This window comes from Pseudomonas sp. PDM27 (assembly GCF_019219205.1).
In the GTDB taxonomy this organism is placed as follows: domain Bacteria; phylum Pseudomonadota; class Gammaproteobacteria; order Pseudomonadales; family Pseudomonadaceae; genus Aquipseudomonas; species Aquipseudomonas laurylsulfatiphila.
This window is the reverse complement of record NZ_JAHUWF010000001.1, coordinates 295,555-315,111: the sequence shown is the minus strand read 5'-3', so window position 1 is coordinate 315,111 and position 19,557 is coordinate 295,555. Positions and strand designations below refer to the sequence as shown.

The 19,557-nt window shown below is 61.7% G+C and carries 14 protein-coding genes and 2 riboswitches; of the genes, 7 read left to right on the top strand and 7 right to left on the bottom strand.

Annotated features, from left to right (window positions below):
* Nucleotides 1-45 precede the first annotated feature (45 nt).
* Nucleotides 46-3,756, bottom strand: coding sequence for a methionine synthase (metH, locus tag KW838_RS01525; RefSeq protein WP_218500119.1), 3,711 nt, complete (start codon nucleotides 3,754-3,756; stop codon nucleotides 46-48).
* A 156-nt stretch (nucleotides 3,757-3,912) separates the two neighbouring features.
* Between metH and KW838_RS01520 the strand changes: the two genes are divergently transcribed.
* Nucleotides 3,913-6,210 (top strand): fatty acid cis/trans isomerase, encoded by a 2,298-nt coding sequence (locus KW838_RS01520; protein WP_218500118.1) that lies wholly within the window; start codon nucleotides 3,913-3,915, stop codon nucleotides 6,208-6,210.
* Nucleotides 6,211-6,409: 199 nt separating this feature from the next.
* Nucleotides 6,410-6,994 carry a Fe-S biogenesis protein NfuA gene (nfuA, locus tag KW838_RS01515; RefSeq protein ID WP_007912592.1) on the top strand — a complete coding sequence of 195 codons (585 nt, stop codon included), beginning with the start codon at nucleotides 6,410-6,412 and terminating at the stop codon, nucleotides 6,992-6,994.
* 168 nt (nucleotides 6,995-7,162) lie between these two features.
* Here nfuA and cobM read toward each other — a convergent pair whose 3' ends face one another.
* From cobM to KW838_RS01495, 4 genes are all read right to left on the bottom strand, one after another.
* Nucleotides 7,163-7,909 (bottom strand): precorrin-4 C(11)-methyltransferase, encoded by a 747-nt coding sequence (gene cobM / locus KW838_RS01510; protein WP_218500117.1) that lies wholly within the window; start codon nucleotides 7,907-7,909, stop codon nucleotides 7,163-7,165.
* A gap of 84 nt (nucleotides 7,910-7,993) precedes the next feature.
* Nucleotides 7,994-8,407 (bottom strand): cobalamin biosynthesis protein, encoded by a 414-nt coding sequence (locus tag KW838_RS01505; RefSeq protein WP_015094887.1) that lies wholly within the window; start codon nucleotides 8,405-8,407, stop codon nucleotides 7,994-7,996.
* Complete coding sequence (locus tag KW838_RS01500; protein ID WP_218500116.1) at nucleotides 8,404-9,111, bottom strand: CbtA family protein; 708 nt, start codon at nucleotides 9,109-9,111, stop codon at nucleotides 8,404-8,406. Before KW838_RS01500 ends, KW838_RS01505 begins: the two co-directional genes overlap by 4 nt.
* An 11-nt stretch (nucleotides 9,112-9,122) precedes the next feature.
* On the bottom strand, nucleotides 9,123-9,314 hold the full coding sequence (locus KW838_RS01495) for a CbtB-domain containing protein (RefSeq protein ID WP_007974650.1): 192 nt from the start codon (nucleotides 9,312-9,314) through the stop codon (nucleotides 9,123-9,125).
* Between the two features lie 121 nt (nucleotides 9,315-9,435).
* Nucleotides 9,436-9,662: riboswitch (cobalamin riboswitch) on the bottom strand.
* Between the two features lie 194 nt (nucleotides 9,663-9,856).
* Nucleotides 9,857-10,070, top strand: a riboswitch (cobalamin riboswitch).
* 101 nt (nucleotides 10,071-10,171) lie between these two features.
* Between KW838_RS01495 and cobW the strand changes: the two genes are divergently transcribed.
* From cobW to KW838_RS01475, 4 genes are all read left to right on the top strand, one after another.
* Nucleotides 10,172-11,242 (top strand): cobalamin biosynthesis protein CobW, encoded by a 1,071-nt coding sequence (gene cobW / locus KW838_RS01490; protein WP_102702111.1) that lies wholly within the window; start codon nucleotides 10,172-10,174, stop codon nucleotides 11,240-11,242.
* Between the two features lie 3 nt (nucleotides 11,243-11,245).
* Nucleotides 11,246-15,094 (top strand): cobaltochelatase subunit CobN, encoded by a 3,849-nt coding sequence (gene cobN / locus KW838_RS01485; RefSeq protein ID WP_218500115.1) that lies wholly within the window; start codon nucleotides 11,246-11,248, stop codon nucleotides 15,092-15,094.
* Between the two features lie 149 nt (nucleotides 15,095-15,243).
* On the top strand, nucleotides 15,244-16,251 hold the full coding sequence (locus KW838_RS01480; protein WP_218500114.1) for an ATP-binding protein: 1,008 nt from the start codon (nucleotides 15,244-15,246) through the stop codon (nucleotides 16,249-16,251).
* Nucleotides 16,252-16,370: 119 nt separating this feature from the next.
* Entirely contained in the window at nucleotides 16,371-16,916 is a 546-nt protein-coding gene (locus KW838_RS01475; RefSeq protein WP_218500113.1) for a VWA domain-containing protein, read from the top strand.
* Nucleotides 16,917-17,038: 122 nt separating this feature from the next.
* Here KW838_RS01475 and KW838_RS01470 read toward each other — a convergent pair whose 3' ends face one another.
* Nucleotides 17,039-18,262: an NADH:flavin oxidoreductase/NADH oxidase family protein gene (locus tag KW838_RS01470; protein WP_218500112.1), complete on the bottom strand. Its 1,224-nt coding sequence runs from the start codon at nucleotides 18,260-18,262 to the stop codon at nucleotides 17,039-17,041.
* A 76-nt stretch (nucleotides 18,263-18,338) separates the two neighbouring features.
* Between KW838_RS01470 and KW838_RS01465 the strand changes: the two genes are divergently transcribed.
* On the top strand, nucleotides 18,339-18,743 hold the full coding sequence (locus KW838_RS01465) for a MerR family transcriptional regulator (RefSeq protein ID WP_218500111.1): 405 nt from the start codon (nucleotides 18,339-18,341) through the stop codon (nucleotides 18,741-18,743).
* A 12-nt stretch (nucleotides 18,744-18,755) separates the two neighbouring features.
* Here KW838_RS01465 and KW838_RS01460 read toward each other — a convergent pair whose 3' ends face one another.
* Nucleotides 18,756-19,484 carry a hypothetical protein gene (locus KW838_RS01460; RefSeq protein ID WP_218500110.1) on the bottom strand — a complete coding sequence of 243 codons (729 nt, stop codon included), beginning with the start codon at nucleotides 19,482-19,484 and terminating at the stop codon, nucleotides 18,756-18,758.
* Nucleotides 19,485-19,557: the final 73 nt, after the last annotated feature.

Here is a 19,557-nt window from a genome sequence, read left to right as displayed (position 1 = left end):
CACAGAGGTATGTGTTGGCCACAATATCATGGCCAATAGAGCCGCTTAGTTGTCGTAACCCAGGTTCGGCGCCAGCCAGCGTTCGGTCACGCTCAACTCCTGGCCTTTGCGCGAGGTGTAGCTCTGCACCTGGTCCTTGTCGACCTTGCCCACGGCGAAGTACTGCGCCTGCGGGTGAGCGAAGTACCAGCCGCTGACCGCTGCTGCCGGGAACATGGCGTAGTGTTCGGTGAGGAACACGCCGCTGCGGCCTGCGCGCATTTCCTGAGCTTCGGGATCGAGCAGGGCGAACAACTGGGCTTTTTCGGTGTGATCCGGGCAGGCCGGATAACCCGGTGCCGGACGGATGCCGGTGTATTGCTCCTTGATCAGCGCTTCGTTATCCAGCACTTCATCCTTGGCGTAGCCCCAATAGTCTTTACGCACCTGCTGGTGCAGCCATTCGGCGCACGCTTCGGCCAGGCGGTCGGCCAGGGCCTTGACCATGATCGAGTTGTAGTCGTCGCCAGCGTCCTGGTAGGCCTTGGCCACTTCTTCGGCGCCGATGCCGGCGGTGGTGATGAAACCACCCACGTAGTCGGTCACTTCACTGTCCTTGGGCGCGACGAAGTCGGCCAGGGAGAAGTTCGGCTTGCCGTCGGTCTTGATGATCTGCTGGCGCAGGTGATGCAGCTTGGCCATTGGCTTGCCGTCATCGCCATAGAGTTCGATGTCGTCGTCATGCACCTGGTTGGCCGGCCAGAAACCGAACACCGCGCGGGCGCTGATCAGCTTTTCATCGATCAGTTTGGTGAGCATTTCTCGAGCGTCTTTATAGAGCGAGGTGGCGGCTTCACCGACCACTTCGTCCTGGAGGATGCGCGGGAATTTGCCGGCCAGGTCCCAGGATATGAAGAACGGCGTCCAGTCGATGTACTCGGCCAGAACGTTGAGGTCGATGTTGTCCAGTACCCGGGTGCCGGTGAAGGTCGGTTTGACCGGCGTGTAGCTCGCCCAGTCGAACTGTGGTTTCTTGGCGATGGCCGCGCCATAGCTCAGGCGTTCGGTGCGGGCGCTGCGGTTGGCGGTGCGCTCGCGAACCTCGATGTAGTCCTGACGGGTTTTCTCGACGAAACCGGCCTTGAGCTCCTTGGACAGCAACTGGGTCGCCACGCCCACGGCACGGGAGGCGTCGGTGACGTAGATCACTGCGTCGTTGCTGTACTTCGGCTCGATCTTCACCGCGGTGTGCGCCTTGGAGGTGGTGGCGCCACCGATCATCAACGGCAGGTGGAAGTCCTGGCGCTGCATTTCGCGGGCGACATGGACCATCTCATCCAGCGACGGGGTGATCAGGCCGGACAGGCCGATGATGTCGCACTTCTGCTCCTTGGCCACCTGGAGGATTTTCTCCGCCGGGACCATCACGCCGAGGTCGACGATGTCATAGCCGTTGCAACCGAGCACAACGCCGACGATGTTCTTGCCGATGTCGTGCACGTCGCCTTTCACAGTCGCCATCAGGATCTTGCCCTTGGCTTCCGGCTTGTCGCCTTTTTCCAGTTCGATGAACGGGATCAGGTGCGCCACGGCCTGCTTCATCACGCGAGCGGACTTCACCACCTGGGGCAGGAACATTTTGCCGGCACCGAACAGGTCGCCGACGATGTTCATGCCGGCCATCAGCGGGCCTTCGATCACTTCGATCGGGCGGTTGAAGGACAGGCGCGATTCTTCGGTATCTTCGACGATGTGGGTGGTAATGCCTTTGACCAGCGCATGTTCCAGACGCTTGTTGACGTCCCAGTTGCGCCACTCTTCGGTCTCGGCTTCCTTGACGCTGCCGTCGCCCTTGTACTTGTCGGCGATGGCGAGGAGGGCGTCGGTGCCTTCCGGGGTGCGGTTGAGGATCACGTCTTCGACGGCGTCGCGCAGTTCCACCGGGATCTGGTCGTAGATCTCCAGTTGCCCGGCGTTGACGATACCCATGGTCAGCCCGGAGCGAATGGCGTACAGCAGGAACACCGAGTGGATCGCCTCACGCACCGGGTTGTTGCCGCGGAACGAGAACGACACGTTGGACACGCCACCGGACGTCAGCGCGTACGGCAGTTCGTCACGGATGTAGGCACAGGCGTTGATGAAATCGACGGCGTAGTTGTTGTGTTCTTCGATACCGGTGGCCACGGCGAAGATGTTCGGGTCGAAGATGATGTCTTCCGGCGGGAAGTCCACTTCGTTGACCAGGATGTCGTAGGAGCGTTTGCAGATTTCCTTCTTGCGCGCTTCGGTGTCGGCCTGGCCGGCCTCGTCGAAGGCCATCACCACCACCGCGGCGCCGTAGCGCTTGCACAGTTTGGCGTGGTGAATGAACTGCTCCACGCCTTCTTTCATGCTGATCGAGTTGACGATGCCCTTGCCCTGGATACATTTGAGGCCGGCTTCGATCACTTCCCACTTCGAGGAGTCGATCATGATCGGTACGCGGGAGATGTCCGGTTCGCCGGCAATCAGATTGAGGAAGGTCACCATGGCCTTCTTCGAATCGAGCATCCCTTCGTCCATGTTGATGTCGATCACCTGGGCGCCGGCTTCGACCTGCTGCAGGGCGACTTCCAGGGCTTCGGTGTAGTTGTCCTCGCGGATCAGCCGGGCGAACTTGGCGGAACCGGTGATGTTGGTGCGCTCGCCGACGTTGACGAACAGCGAACTGCGATCGATGGTGAAGGGTTCCAGGCCCGAGAGGCGGCAAGCCTTGGGGATGTCCGGGATCTGGCGCGGCGCATAACCGGCCACGGCCTTGGCGATGGCTTCGATGTGGCCCGGCGTGGTGCCGCAGCAGCCGCCGACAATGTTGAGGAAGCCGCTTTGGGCGAACTCTTCGATGACCTTGGCGGTTTGCGACGGCAGTTCGTCGTACTCGCCGAATTCGTTCGGCAGGCCGGCGTTCGGGTGCGCCGACACGTGGGTGCCTGCCTTGTTCGACAGCTCTTCGAGGTACGGGCGCAACTCGCTGGCGCCGAGGGCGCAGTTCAGGCCAACGGAAATCGGCTTGGCGTGGGCCACGGAGTTCCAGAAGGCTTCGGTAGTCTGACCCGACAGGGTGCGGCCCGAAGCGTCGGTGATGGTGCCGGAAATCATGATCGGCAGTTCGACGCCCAGCTCTTCGAACACGCCTTGCACGGCAAAGATCGCGGCCTTGGCGTTGAGGGTGTCGAAGATGGTTTCGATCAGGATCAGGTCGGCGCCGCCCTCGATCAGGCCTTTGGTGGATTCGGTGTAGTTTTCCACCAGTTCATCGAAGGTCACGTTGCGGTAGCCGGGGTTGTTCACGTCCGGGGACAACGAGCAGGTGCGGCTTGTAGGACCGAGCACGCCGGCGACGAAGCGCGGCTTCTCCGGGGTTTCCAGGGTCTTGGCGTCGGCGACCTTGCGTGCAAGGCGAGCGCCTTCTACGTTTAATTCATACGCCAGGCCTTGCATGCCGTAGTCGGCCAGGGAGATCTGGGTGGCGTTGAAGGTGTTGGTTTCCAGAATGTCGGCGCCAGCGTCGAGGTAGGCTTTCTCGATGCCGCCAATCACGTCCGGGCGAGTCAGTACCAACAGGTCGTTGTTGCCTTTGACATCGCTCGGCCAGTCAGCGAAGCGTTTGCCACGGTAATCCTGCTCTTCGAGCTTGTAGCTCTGGATCATCGTGCCCATACCGCCATCGAGAATCAGGATGCGCTCTTTGAGGGCGTGCTTGAGAGCTTGAAGGCGAACGCTGCGATCGGACATTTGGACTACTCGGTAAGACCATGACGAAGGGCCGGGATGATAGCAAACCTGTGCGCTTTTAGAGCATTACTCGGATTTGCATGAATATCGTTCATGTTGTCAGGGGTGGCAGACCGGTAGAATCGCGGCGTTTTTTCAGGATCCAGGACCAGGGACATGTCTTATCGCTTCGTCATCAGCAGTGTGTTGATGCTTTTAAGCTGGGGCGCTGCGGCGCAAAGTCCGGCGAACTCCTCTGCCATTTCCTACACTCGAGACATTCAACCGATCTTCACTGAAAAGTGCGTGGCCTGCCACGCCTGCAACGACGCCGCCTGTCAGCTCAACTTGGGCAGCGGCGAGGGCGCGGCACGCGGCGCGACGAAAGTCCCGGTTTACGACGGTGACCGCACCAAGGCGGTGGCGCCAACGCGGCTGTTTCTGGACGCCTCCGGAAAAGCCGCCTGGCAACAAAAGGGCTTCTTTTCGGTGCTCGATGCGCAGGGTAGCCATGCCGCATTGATGGCGCGGATGCTGGAACTGGGCCACAACACCCCCTTGCAACCCAACGCCAGGTTGCCGCAAGACATCGTCCTGGGCCTGAACCGGGAGAACATGTGTGCCAGTCCCGCGCAGTTCGATGGCTACGCCGCTTCGCACCCGAAGGAAGGCATGCCGCTGGCAGTGACCGGCCTGACCGACCAGCAGTACCAGACGCTGCAACGCTGGCTGGCCGCAGGTGCACCTATCGATCAGCAGGCCCTGGCCCCGAGTGCGCAAGAAGCGCAGCAAGTGATCCAGTGGGAAAACCTGCTCAATTCGCCGGGCGCCCGGCAAAGCCTGGTGGGACGCTGGCTGTATGAGCACTGGTTCCTCGCCCATCTCTACTTCAAGGAGGGTGAACCCGGGCATTTCTTCCAGTGGGTGCGTTCGCGCACGCCGACCGGCCAGCCGATTGACCTGATCAATACCCGGCGCCCCAACGATGATCCGGGCACGGAGTTTTACTACCGCCTGTGGCCGGTGCAGGGCGTGATCGTGCATAAGACCCACATCTCCTATCCCCTGAGTGCGGCAAAGCTGGCGCGGGTCAAATCCCTGTTCTACAGCGGCAACTGGGAGGTCAATGCACTGCCGGGCTATGGGCCGCAGAGCCGGGCCAACCCCTTTACCACCTTCGAAGCGATTCCCGCCCAGGCGCGCTATCAATTCATGCTCGATAACGCCGAGTACTTCGTGCGCACCTTTATCCGTGGGCCAGTGTGTCGTGGGCAGATCGCCACGGACGTGATTCGCGATAACTTCTGGGCGCTGTTCCAGGCACCTGAACACGACCTCTACATCACCGACCCGAACTATCGCGGGCAAGCCACGCCCTTGCTGGCGATGCCGGGGCAGAATGATGATGTCGGCAGCGTCCTGACCCTGTGGCACGACTACCGCGACAAACGCAACGAATACGAGGCCCTGCGCCGCGACAGCTACGCCGACTTGCCCGCACCGAGCTGGTCGACCCTGTGGGCCGGCAACGACAACGCACTGCTGAGCATCTTTCGCCACTTCGACAGCGCCTCGGTGACCAAAGGCCTGATCGGCGAAGTGCCGCAGACGATGTGGCTGTTCGACTATCCGCTGCTGGAGCGCACCTACTATCAACTGGCAGTCAATTTCGATGTGTTTGGCAACGTGTCCCATCAGGCCCAGACGCGCCTGTATTTCGACCTGATCCGTAACGGCGCCGAGCAGAATTTCCTGCGCCTGATGCCCGCCGATTCGCGGGAGGGCTACCTCGACGACTGGTATCAGAACAGTGGCAAATTCAAGATGTGGCTGGACTACGAGTCCATCGACGATGACAAGCCGACGGCGCTGAAGCTTGATCCGCAGGATCCCAAGCGCGATTTCGCCCAGCAATTGCTGACCCGTTATGGCGACCTCAATGCCAGGCCCGACCCGATCAACCGCTGCGACGGCGCCTACTGTTCGCGGCCGAACATTGATCCTGGCCTGCAAAATGCCGAGCAAGTGTTGAGCCGCCTGACTTCGCGTCCGGCGGCGGGGTTTAAAGTGATTGATCAACTGCCGGAAGCGACCATGCTGCGCATCGAAACCGGCAGCGGCAAGCGAGAGGTCTACAGCCTGTTGCGCAACCGGGCCCACAGCAACGTGGCGTTCCTGCTCGGCGAATCGCTGCGCTATCAGCCGGGGCTCGATACCCTGACGATTTTCCCGGGTGTGCTCAGCAGCTACCCGAACTTCATGTTCAACATCCCGGCCGGGCAAGTGCCGGCGTTTGTGGATGCGATGGAGAACGCCAAGGATAGCGACAGCTTTGAGAAAATCGTCGAACGTTGGGGAATACGGCGCAGTCATCCGCAATTCTGGTTCTATTTCCATGACCTGAGCCGCTACATCCAGGAGACCGATCCGGTGGAAGAGGGCGTGCTGGACATGAACCGCTACGAGAACCTCTGACCAATCACCGAACCCACGTGTAGGAGCTGCCGCAGGCTGCGATCTTTTGATCTTGTTTTTTAAAATCAAAGTCAAAAGATCGCAGCCTGCGGCAGCTTCTACACAGGGGGATCGTCGGAATCTTTCCCGACAAAAATACTGGGACTTTGTCCGGCGCGCCGATTGGCGTAAACTGCGCCCAAGCCTGCGAGGAGTTTCCATGACCGCTATTACCATTACCGACGCCGCCCACGATTATCTGGCTGATCTGCTCTCCAAGCAGAACACCCCGGGCATCGGCATCCGCGTCTTCATCACCCAGCCTGGCACCCAGTACGCCGAAACCTGCATTGCCTACTGCAAGCCGGGCGAAGAAAAACCCGAAGACACCGCGCTGGGGCTGAAAAGCTTCACCGCCTACATCGACCATTTCAGCGAAGCCTTCCTGGACGATGCCGTTGTCGACTACGCCACCGACCGCATGGGCGGCCAACTGACCATCAAGGCGCCAAACGCCAAAGTACCGATGGTCAACGCCGACAGCCCGGTCAACGAGCGCATCAACTACTACCTGCAAACCGAGATCAACCCGGGGCTGGCCAGCCACGGCGGTCAGGTCAGCCTGATCGACGTAGTCGAAGACGGCATCGCCGTCCTGCAGTTCGGCGGTGGTTGCCAGGGCTGCGGCCAGGCCGACGTGACGCTCAAGGAAGGCATCGAGCGCACCCTGCTCGAGCGTATTCCGGAGCTCAAGGGCGTTCGCGACGTGACCGACCACACGCAGAAAGAAAACGCCTACTACTAAGGTGTTCGCTGCGAAATAAAAAACGGCGCTGTGGCGAGGGAGCTTGCTCCCGCTTGATGGCATAGCCATCACAAAATCAGTCGATGCATTTTCCCGTGATGAATGCATTGGCTGATGTTGGGACCGCTACGCGGTCCAGCGGGAGCAAGCTCCCTCGCCACAAGTGTTTCAGGGCCTGTAGAGATGTGCATGCCCCGCGCGATACAGCGACGACTCGCTGAAGTGATCACTGCCCAGCACCCGTCCCACCAGAATCAATGCCGTGCGCCGAAACCCTTTGGCGGCAACCTTTTCGGCAATGTCCTCAAGCGTGCCTGTCACCCAATCCTGATCCGGCCAGCTTGCGCGGTGAACCACCGCAATCGGGCAATCGGCGCCGTAATGCGGCAGCAGTTCCTCAACGATCTTCGCCAGGTGACTGACCCCCAAATGAATCGCCATGGTCGCGCCGTGCTGCGCCAGGCTGGCGAATTCCTCTCCGGGTGGCATGGCGGTCTTGTCGGCGTAGCGAGTCAGGATCACGCTCTGTGAAACGTCCGGTAGCGTCAGTTCTGCACCCAGAAGCGCTGCACAAGCGGCGGTGGCCGTCACGCCCGGGACGATTTCGAACGCAATGCCCAGTTCACGCAGATAGCGAATCTGTTCGCCAATGGCGCCATACAGGCTCGGATCGCCGGAGTGTACCCGGGCCACGTCCTGGCCTTTGGCGTGGGCGGCCTTGAACAGGTCGATGATCTGTTCCAGGTGCAGTTCGGCGCTGTTGACTACCTGCTCCGCACAATGACCTTCCAGGACGGCAGCGGGCACTAGAGAGCCGGCATAAATGATCACCGGGCAACTGCGAATCAGCCGCTGGCCCTTGACGGTAATCAGTTCTGGGTCGCCGGGACCTGCGCCAATGAAGTAGACGGTCATCGTCGGTTCCTGAGGGGATAAAAGGGGCTGAACAGGGCTTCAGATGAAGAATGTTCATGATCGAGGCGGGGATTATCGGGGATTTTATGCCGCGCCAGCCAATGCCAGGGTTGCCTGGGCATATTTTTGTCGGGGAATCAGCAGTTTTGCCGGGGCCTGGGCCAGTTGTTCGGCCAGGGCCAGTGCGGCGCTTTCCGCCACGCCGTAGCAACCGGTGCGTTCAAACGCTATTTGCGATTGATGGCTGAGTTGCGGCTCATAGGGGGCCAGTTGTTCACTGCTGAAATACATCAATTCCAGGCCAAGCTGCTGCGCCAGTTCAATCAGTGCAGGTTCGTCGCGCTTCGAATCGATGCTGGCCAGGGCCTTGATTTCATGGCGGGCAATCTGGTGCGCCTCCAGTGCCTGGTCGAGCAGCGCCAGCAAGGTACTGACGGGGCAGCCCTTTTGGCAGCCCAGGCCGACCACCAGGGTCGGCGCTGTGCTGACGTCCGTCATGCGTGGTATGGGCCATCGCTTTTGCGACGGAACAACCAGGCGCTGATCAGGCCCAGGGCCAGCCAGAACGCCACGTTGGTCAGTTGCGAAGCGATTTTGAATTGGGTTTCCAGTGCCTCCGGAGCGAGCATCGAATGCACTTGCGGCTGCGGTGCGCCAATCACATGGGGAACGGCAAGGATCGCCACGCCGAGGACTTTCATCAGCCAGTGACGGCTGAACACGATCAGCGCGATACCGACGGCGGTGGAGGCGGCGGTACCGATCCACCACAGTTGTCGTTGTGCCAGATCGGCGGCGGCCGTGCCTGGCAGTTCAGGTGGCAGGCCGAGGGTCGGCGCGAGCACGAAGGTCGCATAGCCGGCCAGGCCCCAGAGCAGGCCCTGGGAAGTTTTGGTCGGCGCACGCAAGGTGTACAGGCCGGCCAGCATCAGGGCGAAACCGACGGCCACCACCAGGTTGCCGCCAGTGGTCGACAGCACGCGCTGCCAGCCGTCTTCCGGTTCCCAGGCTTCGGCGTCGTGGGTGTGGGCAGCCATCGCGCCATCGGCGTGTTCATGCATTTCAACGGCAGCCGGTTCGGCTTTTTCGTAGGTTTCGGCCTGAAGAATCAGGGGCGCGACCCAGAAACTTTGCAGCAGGGTCAGCAACAGGGCGGCCAGCAGCCCGGTGAAACCTGCGGTTTGCGCAATACGCTTGATCATGTCAGCAGGTCTCAATGGCACGGGAACGCGGAGCTGTGACGGGTATCGTGGGCGGCATTGTGCACCGCTTCGATGTGCGAGAAACCGGCGAAATACACCAGGCACGCGCCCAGGATCGACGCGCAGACGGCGGCGGTCAGACGTTGAGTCAGGGTAGAAGTGGTGCTGGCTGTAGTGTGGCCGGTGCTGCTGATGATCGACATGGCGTTTCCCTCTGGTCTGTCAGCGGGGAATCAAGAGCGCATGCAAAAAACTGCACGACCAGGCGCGCAGCGTTTCAAACAGCGCCCGCCCACCGCGGGTTTGTTGTTTCAGTGATCGTTATGGTCACTTTATGTTGCGGGCCGGTCTCCGGGCTCACGAGGGGCAAAGGCTTGGGCCTGAACCTGAAAACACCACCTTCCCATGCCGCAGTGGCACAGTGGATCTGATGCTTCGCTCGCTTACCGTTGCGGGGGCAGCACCGGACTGACATGGCTTTAGAGTAAAGCACATGATTCACCGGTTTCCCGTTTCACCCTGTGAAGGGCACCCGTAACAAGATGCGTAGGAGAGCATGGGCGAGGGTTGGGCGTCAATTGGCAAGGGTTCTCAACTGGAAACCGAGTCGCTTTCTTCGCGAGCAAGCCCGCTCCCACACCGACCCTTTTCCTCTGAAAGAGCCCGATCAAATGTGGGAGCGGGCTTGCTCGCGAAGGGCACACCGCAGAAGTCACGTGAACATTGACCCGCCCCAATACCATGCGTAGCCTTGCGCTTTCGAGGTTCTTCGGCGTTTGTCGAAGCTAAGAAGGGAACGCGGTCGATGCCGCGGCTGCCCCCGCAACTGTGAACGGTGATGTTCGTTGCCACGCCACTGCAGGCTCAATCCATGAGGCCGGCGGGAAGGCGCAGCGAATGCCAGGCCCAAGGCCGGCACACCGTCAGCCAGGAGACCTGCCTCGACACAGATTCTCAAATTCAACCGGGCGGGGTGATCCGGTGGCGAACTCTTCAGGCACGCGCATCTGCGTTGCCGGTCGTCGTCCCGTATGCCCGCCACCTAGCCATAGGGCATCCGATGAAAACACTGGCCAAACTTCCCGTCACCATCGTTACAGGCTTTCTCGGCTCGGGTAAAACCACGCTGCTGCGGCACATGCTCGACAACGCCCAAGGGCGCCGCATCGCAGTGATCGTCAACGAATTTGGCGAGCTGGGCATCGACGGCGAAATCCTCAAGCAGTGCTCCATCGGTTGCACCGAAGAAGAAGCCAACGGCCGTGTCTATGAACTGGCCAACGGCTGCCTGTGCTGCACCGTCCAGGAAGAATTTTTCCCGGTGATGCGCGAACTGGTGGCTCGTCGCGGCGATCTCGACCACATCCTCATCGAAACGTCGGGCCTGGCCCTGCCAAAGCCTCTGGTCCAGGCATTCCAGTGGCCGGAAATCCGCAGTGCCTGCACCGTTGACGCGGTGATCACCGTGGTCGACAGCCCGGCCGTGGCCGCCGGCACCTTTGCCGCCTTCCCGGATCAGGTCGATGCCCAGCGCAAACTCGACCCGAACCTGGACCACGAATCGCCATTGCACGAGCTGTTTGCCGACCAACTGGCCAGCGCCGACCTGGTGATTCTCAACAAATCCGACCTGATCAACCCGGCCGACCTGGCCCGCGTGCGCCTGGAAGTCGCCGAAGAGTTGCCGCCAGCGGTGAAAATCATCGAAGCCAGCAGCGGTCGCCTGCCACTGGACGTGTTGATCGGCCTGGGTGCCGGCTCCGAAGAACACATCGACAGTCGCCACAGCCACCACGACCATCATCACGATGGCGACGATGATCATGACGACCACGATCACGACGCCTTCGATTCGATCTCCATCGAACTGCCGCAAGCCGACGAAAGCCTGCTGATGGACGCGCTGACCCAGTTGGTGGTCCAGCACGGTATCCTGCGGGTCAAAGGTTTCGCCGCCGTCCCGAACAAACCGATGCGCCTGCTAATCCAGGGCGTGGGCACGCGTTTCGACAAGCACTTCGACCGCCAGTGGGGTGCCGAAGAGGCGCGCATCACCCGTCTGGTGCTGATCGGCCAGGAACTGGACGCCGCCGTGCTCGAAGCGCAATTGCGCGCTGCGCTCAGCGTGTAACCCATGCACCTGCTCAGGACCCAGCCCGGCGGTTTCGTGTCGGATGACAACATCGCCGACCTTGGACAAACCCCCGCCGAGCTGGTGGTCCTGTGCAGCGGCGACTCCAGCCTGGCGCTGCTCGCCGAGGCGGCGCAGCAGTTGCCCGAGGATTACCCGAGTGTGCGCCTGGCCAACCCGATGCAGGTGCAGAACCATGCCTCGGTCGATTTGTACGTCGATGAGGTGTTGCGTCACGCCAAGGTGATCCTGATTTCGCTGCACGGCGGCATCGCCTATTGGCGTTACGGTATCGAGCGCCTGGTCGAGCTGTCCCAGCGCGGCGTGCAGGTGATTCTGGTGCCGGGCGATGACCGCCCGGACCCGGAGCTCAGCGACCTGAGTACCGTCGGCGCCGAGGATCGCGACCGGCTCTGGCAATTTCTGCGTCAGGGCGGCATGGGTAACGCCCTGGATTTCTTCCGCTGCCTGGCCAACCGCTGGCTGGCGCGCGATTACACCTGGGGCGAGCCGCAAACCCTGCCGCGCACCGCCATCTACCATCCGCACAAACACTCTGCCGCACTGAGCGATTGGCAGGCCGACTGGCACGCCGATCACCCGGTGGCGGCGGTGTTGTTTTACCGCTCGCATTTGCAGGCGGCGAACACTGCTTTCATTGATGTTTTTTGCCAGCGCTTACAGGCCGCGGGGTTGAATCCGTTGCCGATTGCGCTGGCCAGTCTGAAAGAGCCCGGCTGCCTGGGCGCCGTTGAGGACTGGCTGGATGAGGCCAGCGTCTCGGTGATCCTGAACACCACGGGTTTCGCCCAGTCCAGTCCCGAGGCGCCGCACCTGCGGCCGTTCCGTCGCAATATTGCGGTGATCCAGGCGATTTGCGCCCAGGACAACGAGCCGGGTTGGCGCGCCAGTGAACAGGGGCTTGGCCCGCGCGATCTGGCGATGCACATTGCCTTGCCGGAGCTGGACGGGCGCATCATCAGTCGCCCGATCAGCTTCAAGGACCTGGCGTGGCGCAGTGAGCGCAGCCAGTCGGATGTGGTCTGCTACCGGCCGCAACCGGAGCGCATGGACTTCGTTGCCGAACTGGCGCGGCGCTGGGTCGAACTGGCGTGGGTGCCTAACGCTGAAAAACGCATTGCCTTGATTCTCGCCAATTACCCGACCCGCGACGGGCGCATCGGTAATGGCGTCGGTCTCGACACCCCGGCCGCGGCGCTGAATATCCTGCGGGCACTGCATGCCGAAGGTTATCCGTTGCCGGCCGAATTGCCGGGCAGCGGCACTGCGCTGATCCAGCAATTGCTGGGCGGCGTCAGCAACGATCTCGATACCCTCGACCTGCGTCCGTGCCGGCAAAGCCTCGGGATGGACGACTATCTGGGGATGTTCAATGCCCTGCCCGAAGCCAATCGTGCGGCGGTGCTCGAGCGTTGGGGCGCGCCGGAAAACGACCCGATGTGTCGCAGCGGACGGATGATGATCGCTGGCCTGCGCTTTGGCCTGACCTTCGTCGGCATTCAACCGGCGCGGGGGTATCAGGTCGACCCGAGTGCGGTGTATCACGACCCGGACCTGGTCCCGCCCCACGGCTACCTGGCGTTTTACTTCTGGCTGCGCCACACCTATGGCGCCCACGGCGTGATCCACGTCGGCAAGCACGGCAACCTCGAATGGCTGCCGGGCAAGGGCGTGGGGCTGTCGGAAAACTGCTGGCCGGATGCGCTGCTCGGGCCGCTGCCGAACATCTATCCGTTCATCGTCAATGACCCGGGCGAGGGCGCCCAGGCCAAGCGGCGCACCCAGGCGGTGATCATCGATCACCTGATGCCACCGCTGACCCGCGCCGAAACCTACGGTCCGCTGCGCAACCTCGAACTCTTGGCGGACGAATATTACGAAGCGCAGTTGCTCGATCCGCGCCGCGCTCGGGAGTTGCAACGCGACATCCTGCAACTGGTACGCGACTCGCACATCGACCGTGAACTGCAACTGGACGAGCCACTCGACAGCGATGCCGACGCAGCGATCTGGTTGCCGCGACTCGACACTTACCTGTGCGACTTGAAAGAGTCGCAGATCCGCGACGGCCTGCATGTGTTCGGCGAATCGCCCACCGGGCGCTTGCGTATCGACACCTTGCTGGCGTTGTTGCGCATTCCACGGGGCGATGGCCGAGGCGCGCAATCGAGTCTGCTGCGGGCGCTGGCCAAGGCGTTTGCGTTGGGGTTTGATCCACTGGATTGTGCGCTGGCCGAGCCATGGATCGGGTCGCGTCCCGAGGCTCTTGTGGACATCAGCGAAGATACCTGGCGCACGGCGGGCGATACCCGCGAGCGCCTGGAACTGTTTGCCGCGCAATTGATTTCGGACGCGTTGAATAACCCCTGTGGGAGCGGGCTTGCTCGCGAATCGGTTGAACACTCAACATTGATGTCGATTGACCCACCGCTTTCGCGAGCAAGCCCGCTCCCACAAGGGGCAGGCTGGAATGAAGTGCAGGCCATCATCGATGGTTTGCGCGAAGTAGTCGCCCCGCGCCTGGACGCCTGCGGCCCAGCGGAAATGCGCGGTCTGCTCGACGCCCTCAGCGGTCGCTTCGTCCCGGCCGGCCCCAGCGGTGCGCCGAGTCGCGGTCGCCTGGACGTGCTGCCCACCGGGCGCAACTTTTACTCGGTGGACGTGCGCAATTTGCCGACCACCACGGCGTGGCGCATCGGTTTCCAGTCGGCCAACCTGATTCTGGAGCGGCACCTGCAGGACCACGGCGATCATCTGCGCCAGCTCGGTCTCTCGGTGTGGGGCACCGCGACCATGCGCACCGGTGGCGATGACATCGCCCAAGCCATGGCGTTGATGGGCGTGCGCCCGGTCTGGGCCACCGGCAGCCAGCGGGTCGATGATTTCGAGATTCTGCCGTTGAGTTTGCTCGACCGTCCTCGGGTCGACGTGACCTTGCGCGTGTCCGGTTTCTTCCGCGATGCCTTTGCCAATCTGATCCGCCTGTTTGACGCGGCGGTGCAAGCGGTGGCCGACCTGGATGAGCCGGACGACCTCAATCCGTTGGCGGCCAAGGTGCGTGCCGAACGTGCAACCTTGCTGCAGGCCGGGCTGGATGAAGACGCTGCACGACGTCAGGCCGGCTGGCGGATTTTCGGGGCCAAGCCCGGTGCCTACGGTGCAGGCGTGCAGGGCGCCATCGATGGTCGCCTGTGGCAAACCCGCGAGGACCTGGCCGAGGTTTACCTCAACTGGGGCGGCTACGCTTACGGCAGTTCCGACGAAGGCACCGCCGCCCGTGAACAGTTCAGCCAGCGCCTGAGCCAGGTACAGGCCGTACTGCAAAACCAGGATAACCGCGAGCACGATTTGCTCGACTCCAACGATTACTACCAGTTCCAGGGCGGTATGCTCGCGGCGGTGGAAAGCCTGAAAGGCGAGGCGGCGGCCAGTTATCATGGCGATCACAGTCAGCCGGACCTGCCGAAGATTCGCACCTTGAAGGAAGAGCTGAACCGGGTGATCCGTTCCCGGGCGGCCAATCCGAAGTGGCTCGATGGGGTAAAGCGCCACGGCTACAAAGGTGCGTTTGAAATGGCCGCGACCGTCGATAATCTGTTCGCCTTCGATGCCACCACGCAGTTGATCGACGATCACCAGTACGCGTTGCTGGCCGACGCCTATTTGCTCGACCCTGACACCCGGGATTTTGTCCGTGAACACAATCCCCATGCCTTGCGCGATATGACGGAACGCATGCTCGAGGCGCAACAACGCGGAATGTGGAAGGAGCCGGGCGCCTACCGTGAGGCATTGGAGAATCTGTTGCTGGATATAGAAGAAGACAGCTGACACGCTTGAACCTGTGGGAGCGAGCTTGCTCGCGATAGCGGTCTGTCAGGCAACATCTTCTTCGACTGGACAAACGCCATCGCGAGCAAGCTCGCTCCCACAGGGATACAGGTGTCTATGACATCACCGACCATGACCGAGATAGAACAATGACCGACACCCCGCATTTCCCGCTCTCCGCCGTGGTCGGCGCCGACGATTTGAAATTGGCCCTGTACCTCACCGCCATAGATCCGAAAATCGGCGGTGTCCTGATCGAAGGCCCGCGCGGCATGGCCAAGTCGACCCTGGCCCGTGGTCTGGCGGACCTGCTGGCCAGCGGTCAGTTCGTCACATTGCCGCTGGGCGCCACCGAAGAGCGCCTGGTCGGCACCCTCGATCTCGACGCGGCGCTCGGCGAGGGGCGGGCTCAGTTCTCGCCCGGCGTGCTGGCCAAGGCTGACGGTGGCGTGCTCTACGTCGACGAGGTCAATCTGTTGCCTGATCACCTCGTTGACCTGCTGCTCGATGTGGCCGCCAGCGGCACCAATCTGGTCGAGCGTGACGGCATTTCCCATCGGCACTCGGCGAAGTTCGTGCTGATTGGCACCATGAATCCTGAAGAGGGTGAACTGCGTCCGCAACTGCTCGACCGTTTCGGCCTGAATGTCGCCCTTGGTGGCCACACAGCACCGGCCGAACGAGGCCAGATCATCCGCCGTCGCCTGGATTTCGACAGCGATCCGCAAGGTTTCTGCGCCGAATGGGAAGCGGCGCAGGCGTCTCTGCGTGAACGTTGCCAGCACGCACGCAACGCCCTGGCGAGCATCCCCCTCGATGACCAGGCTCTGGCCAGGATTACCGAGCGCTGCTTTGCCGCTGGCGTCGATGGTTTGCGCGCCGACCTGGTCTGGCTGCGTGCCGCCCGGGCTCACGCCGCCTGGCGCGGGGCGAACGCGATCGCCGAGGAAGATATCGACGCCGTCGCCGAATTCGCCTTGCGCCATCGTCGGCGCGAGCATTCAGCTCCAGCGCCTCAGCCATCCCACGCGCCGCAGCCCTCCGCGCCGCAGCAGGCCAACCCGAGCGAAGGGCAGGGCCAGTGGGGCGAATTGCCTGCCCAGGCGCTGGCGACCGGCGCCCGACGTGAAGTGCCGAGCTGGCCAAAAAAGCCCTAGGCATTCGCCCTCGCTGCGACGCGGGGGCGAATGCCAGACCCCGAGCCGGGCGGCTGGACCACGGCAAGCAGGGCAAGCGTCACGCCGCACGCAATGGCTCGGTCAACTGGCCCGGTACATTGCTCAATGGCCGGCCGCGTCAGCGCGACGACCTGATGTTTCAACTGCGCACGCGTTCGTCCCATGAACTGTGGCTGGTGATAGTCGATGCCTCCGCATCGACCCGCCGTCATCAGGCATTGAGCGACGCCAAGGGCTTGCTGGCGCAGTTGTTCGACGATGCCTATCGCCAGCGTGCGCGACTGGCGTTGCTCACGGCCAGCGGTGCTGCCCCCAAGTGGCAGGTGCAGGGATTGAAGGCCTCGACGGGGCTGCGCCTTTGGCTTGATGGCCTTGGCGCGGGTGGTGGCACGCCGTTGCTGGCGGCATTGGGCGAAGCAGGGCAGTGGCTTGCCGCGCGGCAGAAACGTTTTCCGGCAGAGCAGCAGCGGTTGCTGCTGGTGACCGATGGCCGGCTGAAGGACTGGTCGCTGCTGCCTGTGCTTGAGTGTCCGGGGCTGTTGATCGACATCGAGCGCGGACCGATCAGGCTCGGGCGCAGCAGGGTGTTGGCGGCGCAGTTGCAGGCCGAGTATCGGCACATCGACGAGCTGATTCCGGGCTGAGCTCTCCTTTGCCCGGGCTGGCCTCTTCGCGAGCAAGCCCGCTCCCACAGGGGGGAACGCATTCCGAATGTGGGAGCGGGCTTGCTCGCGAAGGCGGTGGATCAGTCAACATCAATTCTGGATTACTTACCCATCGCCTGCCGATACTGCCGGGTACGCTTGCCTATATACAACCGGTCGACAATCAACGCCCATAGCGCCGAGACCTCAGGTCGGGTTTTGCGCCCACGGCTCAAGCGATGCAGCTGGAACTTCACCACCGCCATGCTCGCCAGCGCCGCCAGGGGTTTGCGCTTCCAGCGGATTGGCGGCAGTTGTGGGTGGCTGTTCTTGCCTTCGCGCCAATGCTTGACCAGGTGCGGCTCCACGGCCAGCGCGGTGCCGATGCCGGCCATGGCGATGCCGCTGTCGAGGACCTGTTCGACGATTGCCAGGCGCCGGATCCCGCCTGTCACCATCACTGGCATGCGCGCCACGCTGGCCAGATCACCGGCCATTTCCAGAAAGTACGCCTCCCGGGCCAGGGTCCGACCATCACGGGCCTCGCCTTGCATGGCCGGTGCTTCGTAGCTGCCACCGGAGAGTTCCAGCAGGTCGATCGGTTGTTCGTTGAGCCACTGGATCACTTGCCGTGCATCATCGGCATCGAAACCACCGCGCTGGAAATCCGCTGAATTGAGCTTTACCGACACACAAAATTGCGGCGACACCGCCTGGCGAACCGCCTCGACGACGGACAACAGCAGGCGTGCGCGATTCTCCAGCGAACCACCCCAGCGATCAGTGCGTCGATTGGTCAGCGGCGACAGGAACTGGCTGAGCAGGTAGCCATGGGCGGCGTGGATCTGCACGCCGGTAAAACCGGCTTTCTCCGCCAGTGCGGCGCTGCTGGCGAAACGGCGGATCACCTCCTGGATGTCGTCCTCGCCCATGGGCTTGGGTTCGGCGAACATCTTCGAGAACTGGCCGAGATCCAGCGCAACCGCCGACGGCGCCAGTGCTTGCTGGCCGAGGTTGGCCATGGTCTGGCGGCCAGGGTGGTTGAGTTGCATCCAGAAGTGCGCACCGCCGGCCCGGCCGATGCGGGCCCATTGGCGAAAGCGTTCAAGGTCGCGCTCGTCTTCCAGCACCACGCCACCGGGACCGGTCATGGCGCGGCGATCGATCATTACGTTGCCGGTCAACAACAGCCCGGCTTCGCCCTCGGCCCAGGCCTGATACAAGCGAAACAACGGGGCGGAAGGCGCCTGTCCGGTGTCGGCAAGGTTCTCTTCCATCGCGGCTTTGGCAATGCGATTGGCGATGGTCTGGCCGTTGGGCAAATTCAAGGTTTGGAAGGGTGACATGCTTGACTCCTCATACTGATGAGTAGAGGCTAAGCTTAAAGTTAACTTTAATGTCAAGCAGGTAAATGAGGCCGCAATGAAAATTGGTGAATTGGCGCAGTTGAGCGGCCTGACCGCATCACGCATCCGTTTTTACGAGTCTCAGGGCTTGATCCGGCAGGTCGAGCGTTCTGCCAACGGGTATCGGCGTTACTCGCAACAGGCGCTGCAAACCCTGCAACTGATCCAATGCGCACAACAGGCCGGTTTCAGCCTGGAAGAACTCAAGCAGTTGCTCCCGGATAATGTGACCGGTGCGTTCAAGCATGATGAACTGATGGCGGGCCTGCTTCGCAAGGTCGAGCAGATCGAAGAGATGCAACGGCACCTGGCCCATAGCAAGGCGCAGTTGCTGGGGTGGATCGACACCATCCAGGCGAAGCCTGAGGGCATGAGTTGCGATGAAAATGCCGAACGGGTGATGACGTCATTCAAGCACTAGGTCAGCTCACTGTTACGGTTGACTTGGCAGAACAGTCTGGTTGACCGGGTAGGCAAATGATTCGTCGTCGTTAATGGTCGCATAAACGGTTTGCACTTCCCCTGGCTTTATCGGAGCTGGAACGTTTGAAAAATAGCCGATATATCGGTCTGCCTTCCAACGAATCGGGTTCAGACCCATCAGGTAGGGTATCAGCGTCGCCCCGCCGTATTGCTCCCCCGCCGGGACTGAAAAAATAGTGGTGATGGATGTTTTAATCGGAAAAAAGATTGCGCCCGGGTGAGTACCGCATAGCGGATAGTTTGGAGTGTTACGTAAGCATGTTGAGGGTGGCTCCTGGCCAATGACCAGGTTGGTAGGCGGTGAACTGATATCGTTTACAAACACCGAAAATGAAATGCCCTTGCCTGGCAGGTTTTGCAGATTCAATTGAGACATCGTGAAGTTGAGGTTCGACAGAGTAGGTACCTGTTTCAAGATGTCCCCATCGCTGGTTACCGCCGTTACGATGAACGGGCCTGTGGCCTTGGTGCCAACGACAGTCCCGGAGATGGATGTGGCACTTTTTGAAAGGGGAGTTGTGACGCAAACTTCCGGGCCATTCTGGCCAATGCGCCCTCTGTCGACCAAGTCGCGGCACTCTTCGTTGACCGTAGAAACAGTCGCGTCCTGATGGACGCTGCAGCCCGTTAAACCCATTCCCAGCGTTGTGCAAAAAAGTAGAGTTCTGGCCGTATTCATGTCCGATTCCCTTTGGTGTCGACAGAAGGTTACGGCCAGTATTTCCTCCTATGCTTCGAAGCGTCTACTGTCA

What these genes read in the sequence shown, in the direction of transcription:
- KW838_RS01480 (WP_218500114.1), top strand. Translation starts at nt 15,244, where the DNA reads ATGACCGACACCCCGCATTTCCCGCTCTCCGCCGTGGTCGGCGCCGAC.
- cobM (WP_218500117.1), bottom strand. Translation starts at nt 7,909, where the DNA reads ATGACCGTCTACTTCATTGGCGCAGGTCCCGGCGACCCAGAACTGATT.
- KW838_RS01500 (WP_218500116.1), bottom strand. Translation starts at nt 9,111, where the DNA reads ATGATCAAGCGTATTGCGCAAACCGCAGGTTTCACCGGGCTGCTGGCC.
- nfuA (WP_007912592.1), top strand. Translation starts at nt 6,410, where the DNA reads ATGACCGCTATTACCATTACCGACGCCGCCCACGATTATCTGGCTGAT.
- KW838_RS01520 (WP_218500118.1), top strand. Translation starts at nt 3,913, where the DNA reads ATGTCTTATCGCTTCGTCATCAGCAGTGTGTTGATGCTTTTAAGCTGG.
- metH (WP_218500119.1), bottom strand. Translation starts at nt 3,756, where the DNA reads ATGTCCGATCGCAGCGTTCGCCTTCAAGCTCTCAAGCACGCCCTCAAA.
- KW838_RS01470 (WP_218500112.1), bottom strand. Translation starts at nt 18,262, where the DNA reads ATGTCACCCTTCCAAACCTTGAATTTGCCCAACGGCCAGACCATCGCC.
- KW838_RS01495 (WP_007974650.1), bottom strand. Translation starts at nt 9,314, where the DNA reads ATGTCGATCATCAGCAGCACCGGCCACACTACAGCCAGCACCACTTCT.
- cobW (WP_102702111.1), top strand. Translation starts at nt 10,172, where the DNA reads ATGAAAACACTGGCCAAACTTCCCGTCACCATCGTTACAGGCTTTCTC.
- KW838_RS01465 (WP_218500111.1), top strand. Translation starts at nt 18,339, where the DNA reads ATGAAAATTGGTGAATTGGCGCAGTTGAGCGGCCTGACCGCATCACGC.
- cobN (WP_218500115.1), top strand. Translation starts at nt 11,246, where the DNA reads ATGCACCTGCTCAGGACCCAGCCCGGCGGTTTCGTGTCGGATGACAAC.
- KW838_RS01505 (WP_015094887.1), bottom strand. Translation starts at nt 8,407, where the DNA reads ATGACGGACGTCAGCACAGCGCCGACCCTGGTGGTCGGCCTGGGCTGC.
- KW838_RS01460 (WP_218500110.1), bottom strand. Translation starts at nt 19,484, where the DNA reads ATGAATACGGCCAGAACTCTACTTTTTTGCACAACGCTGGGAATGGGT.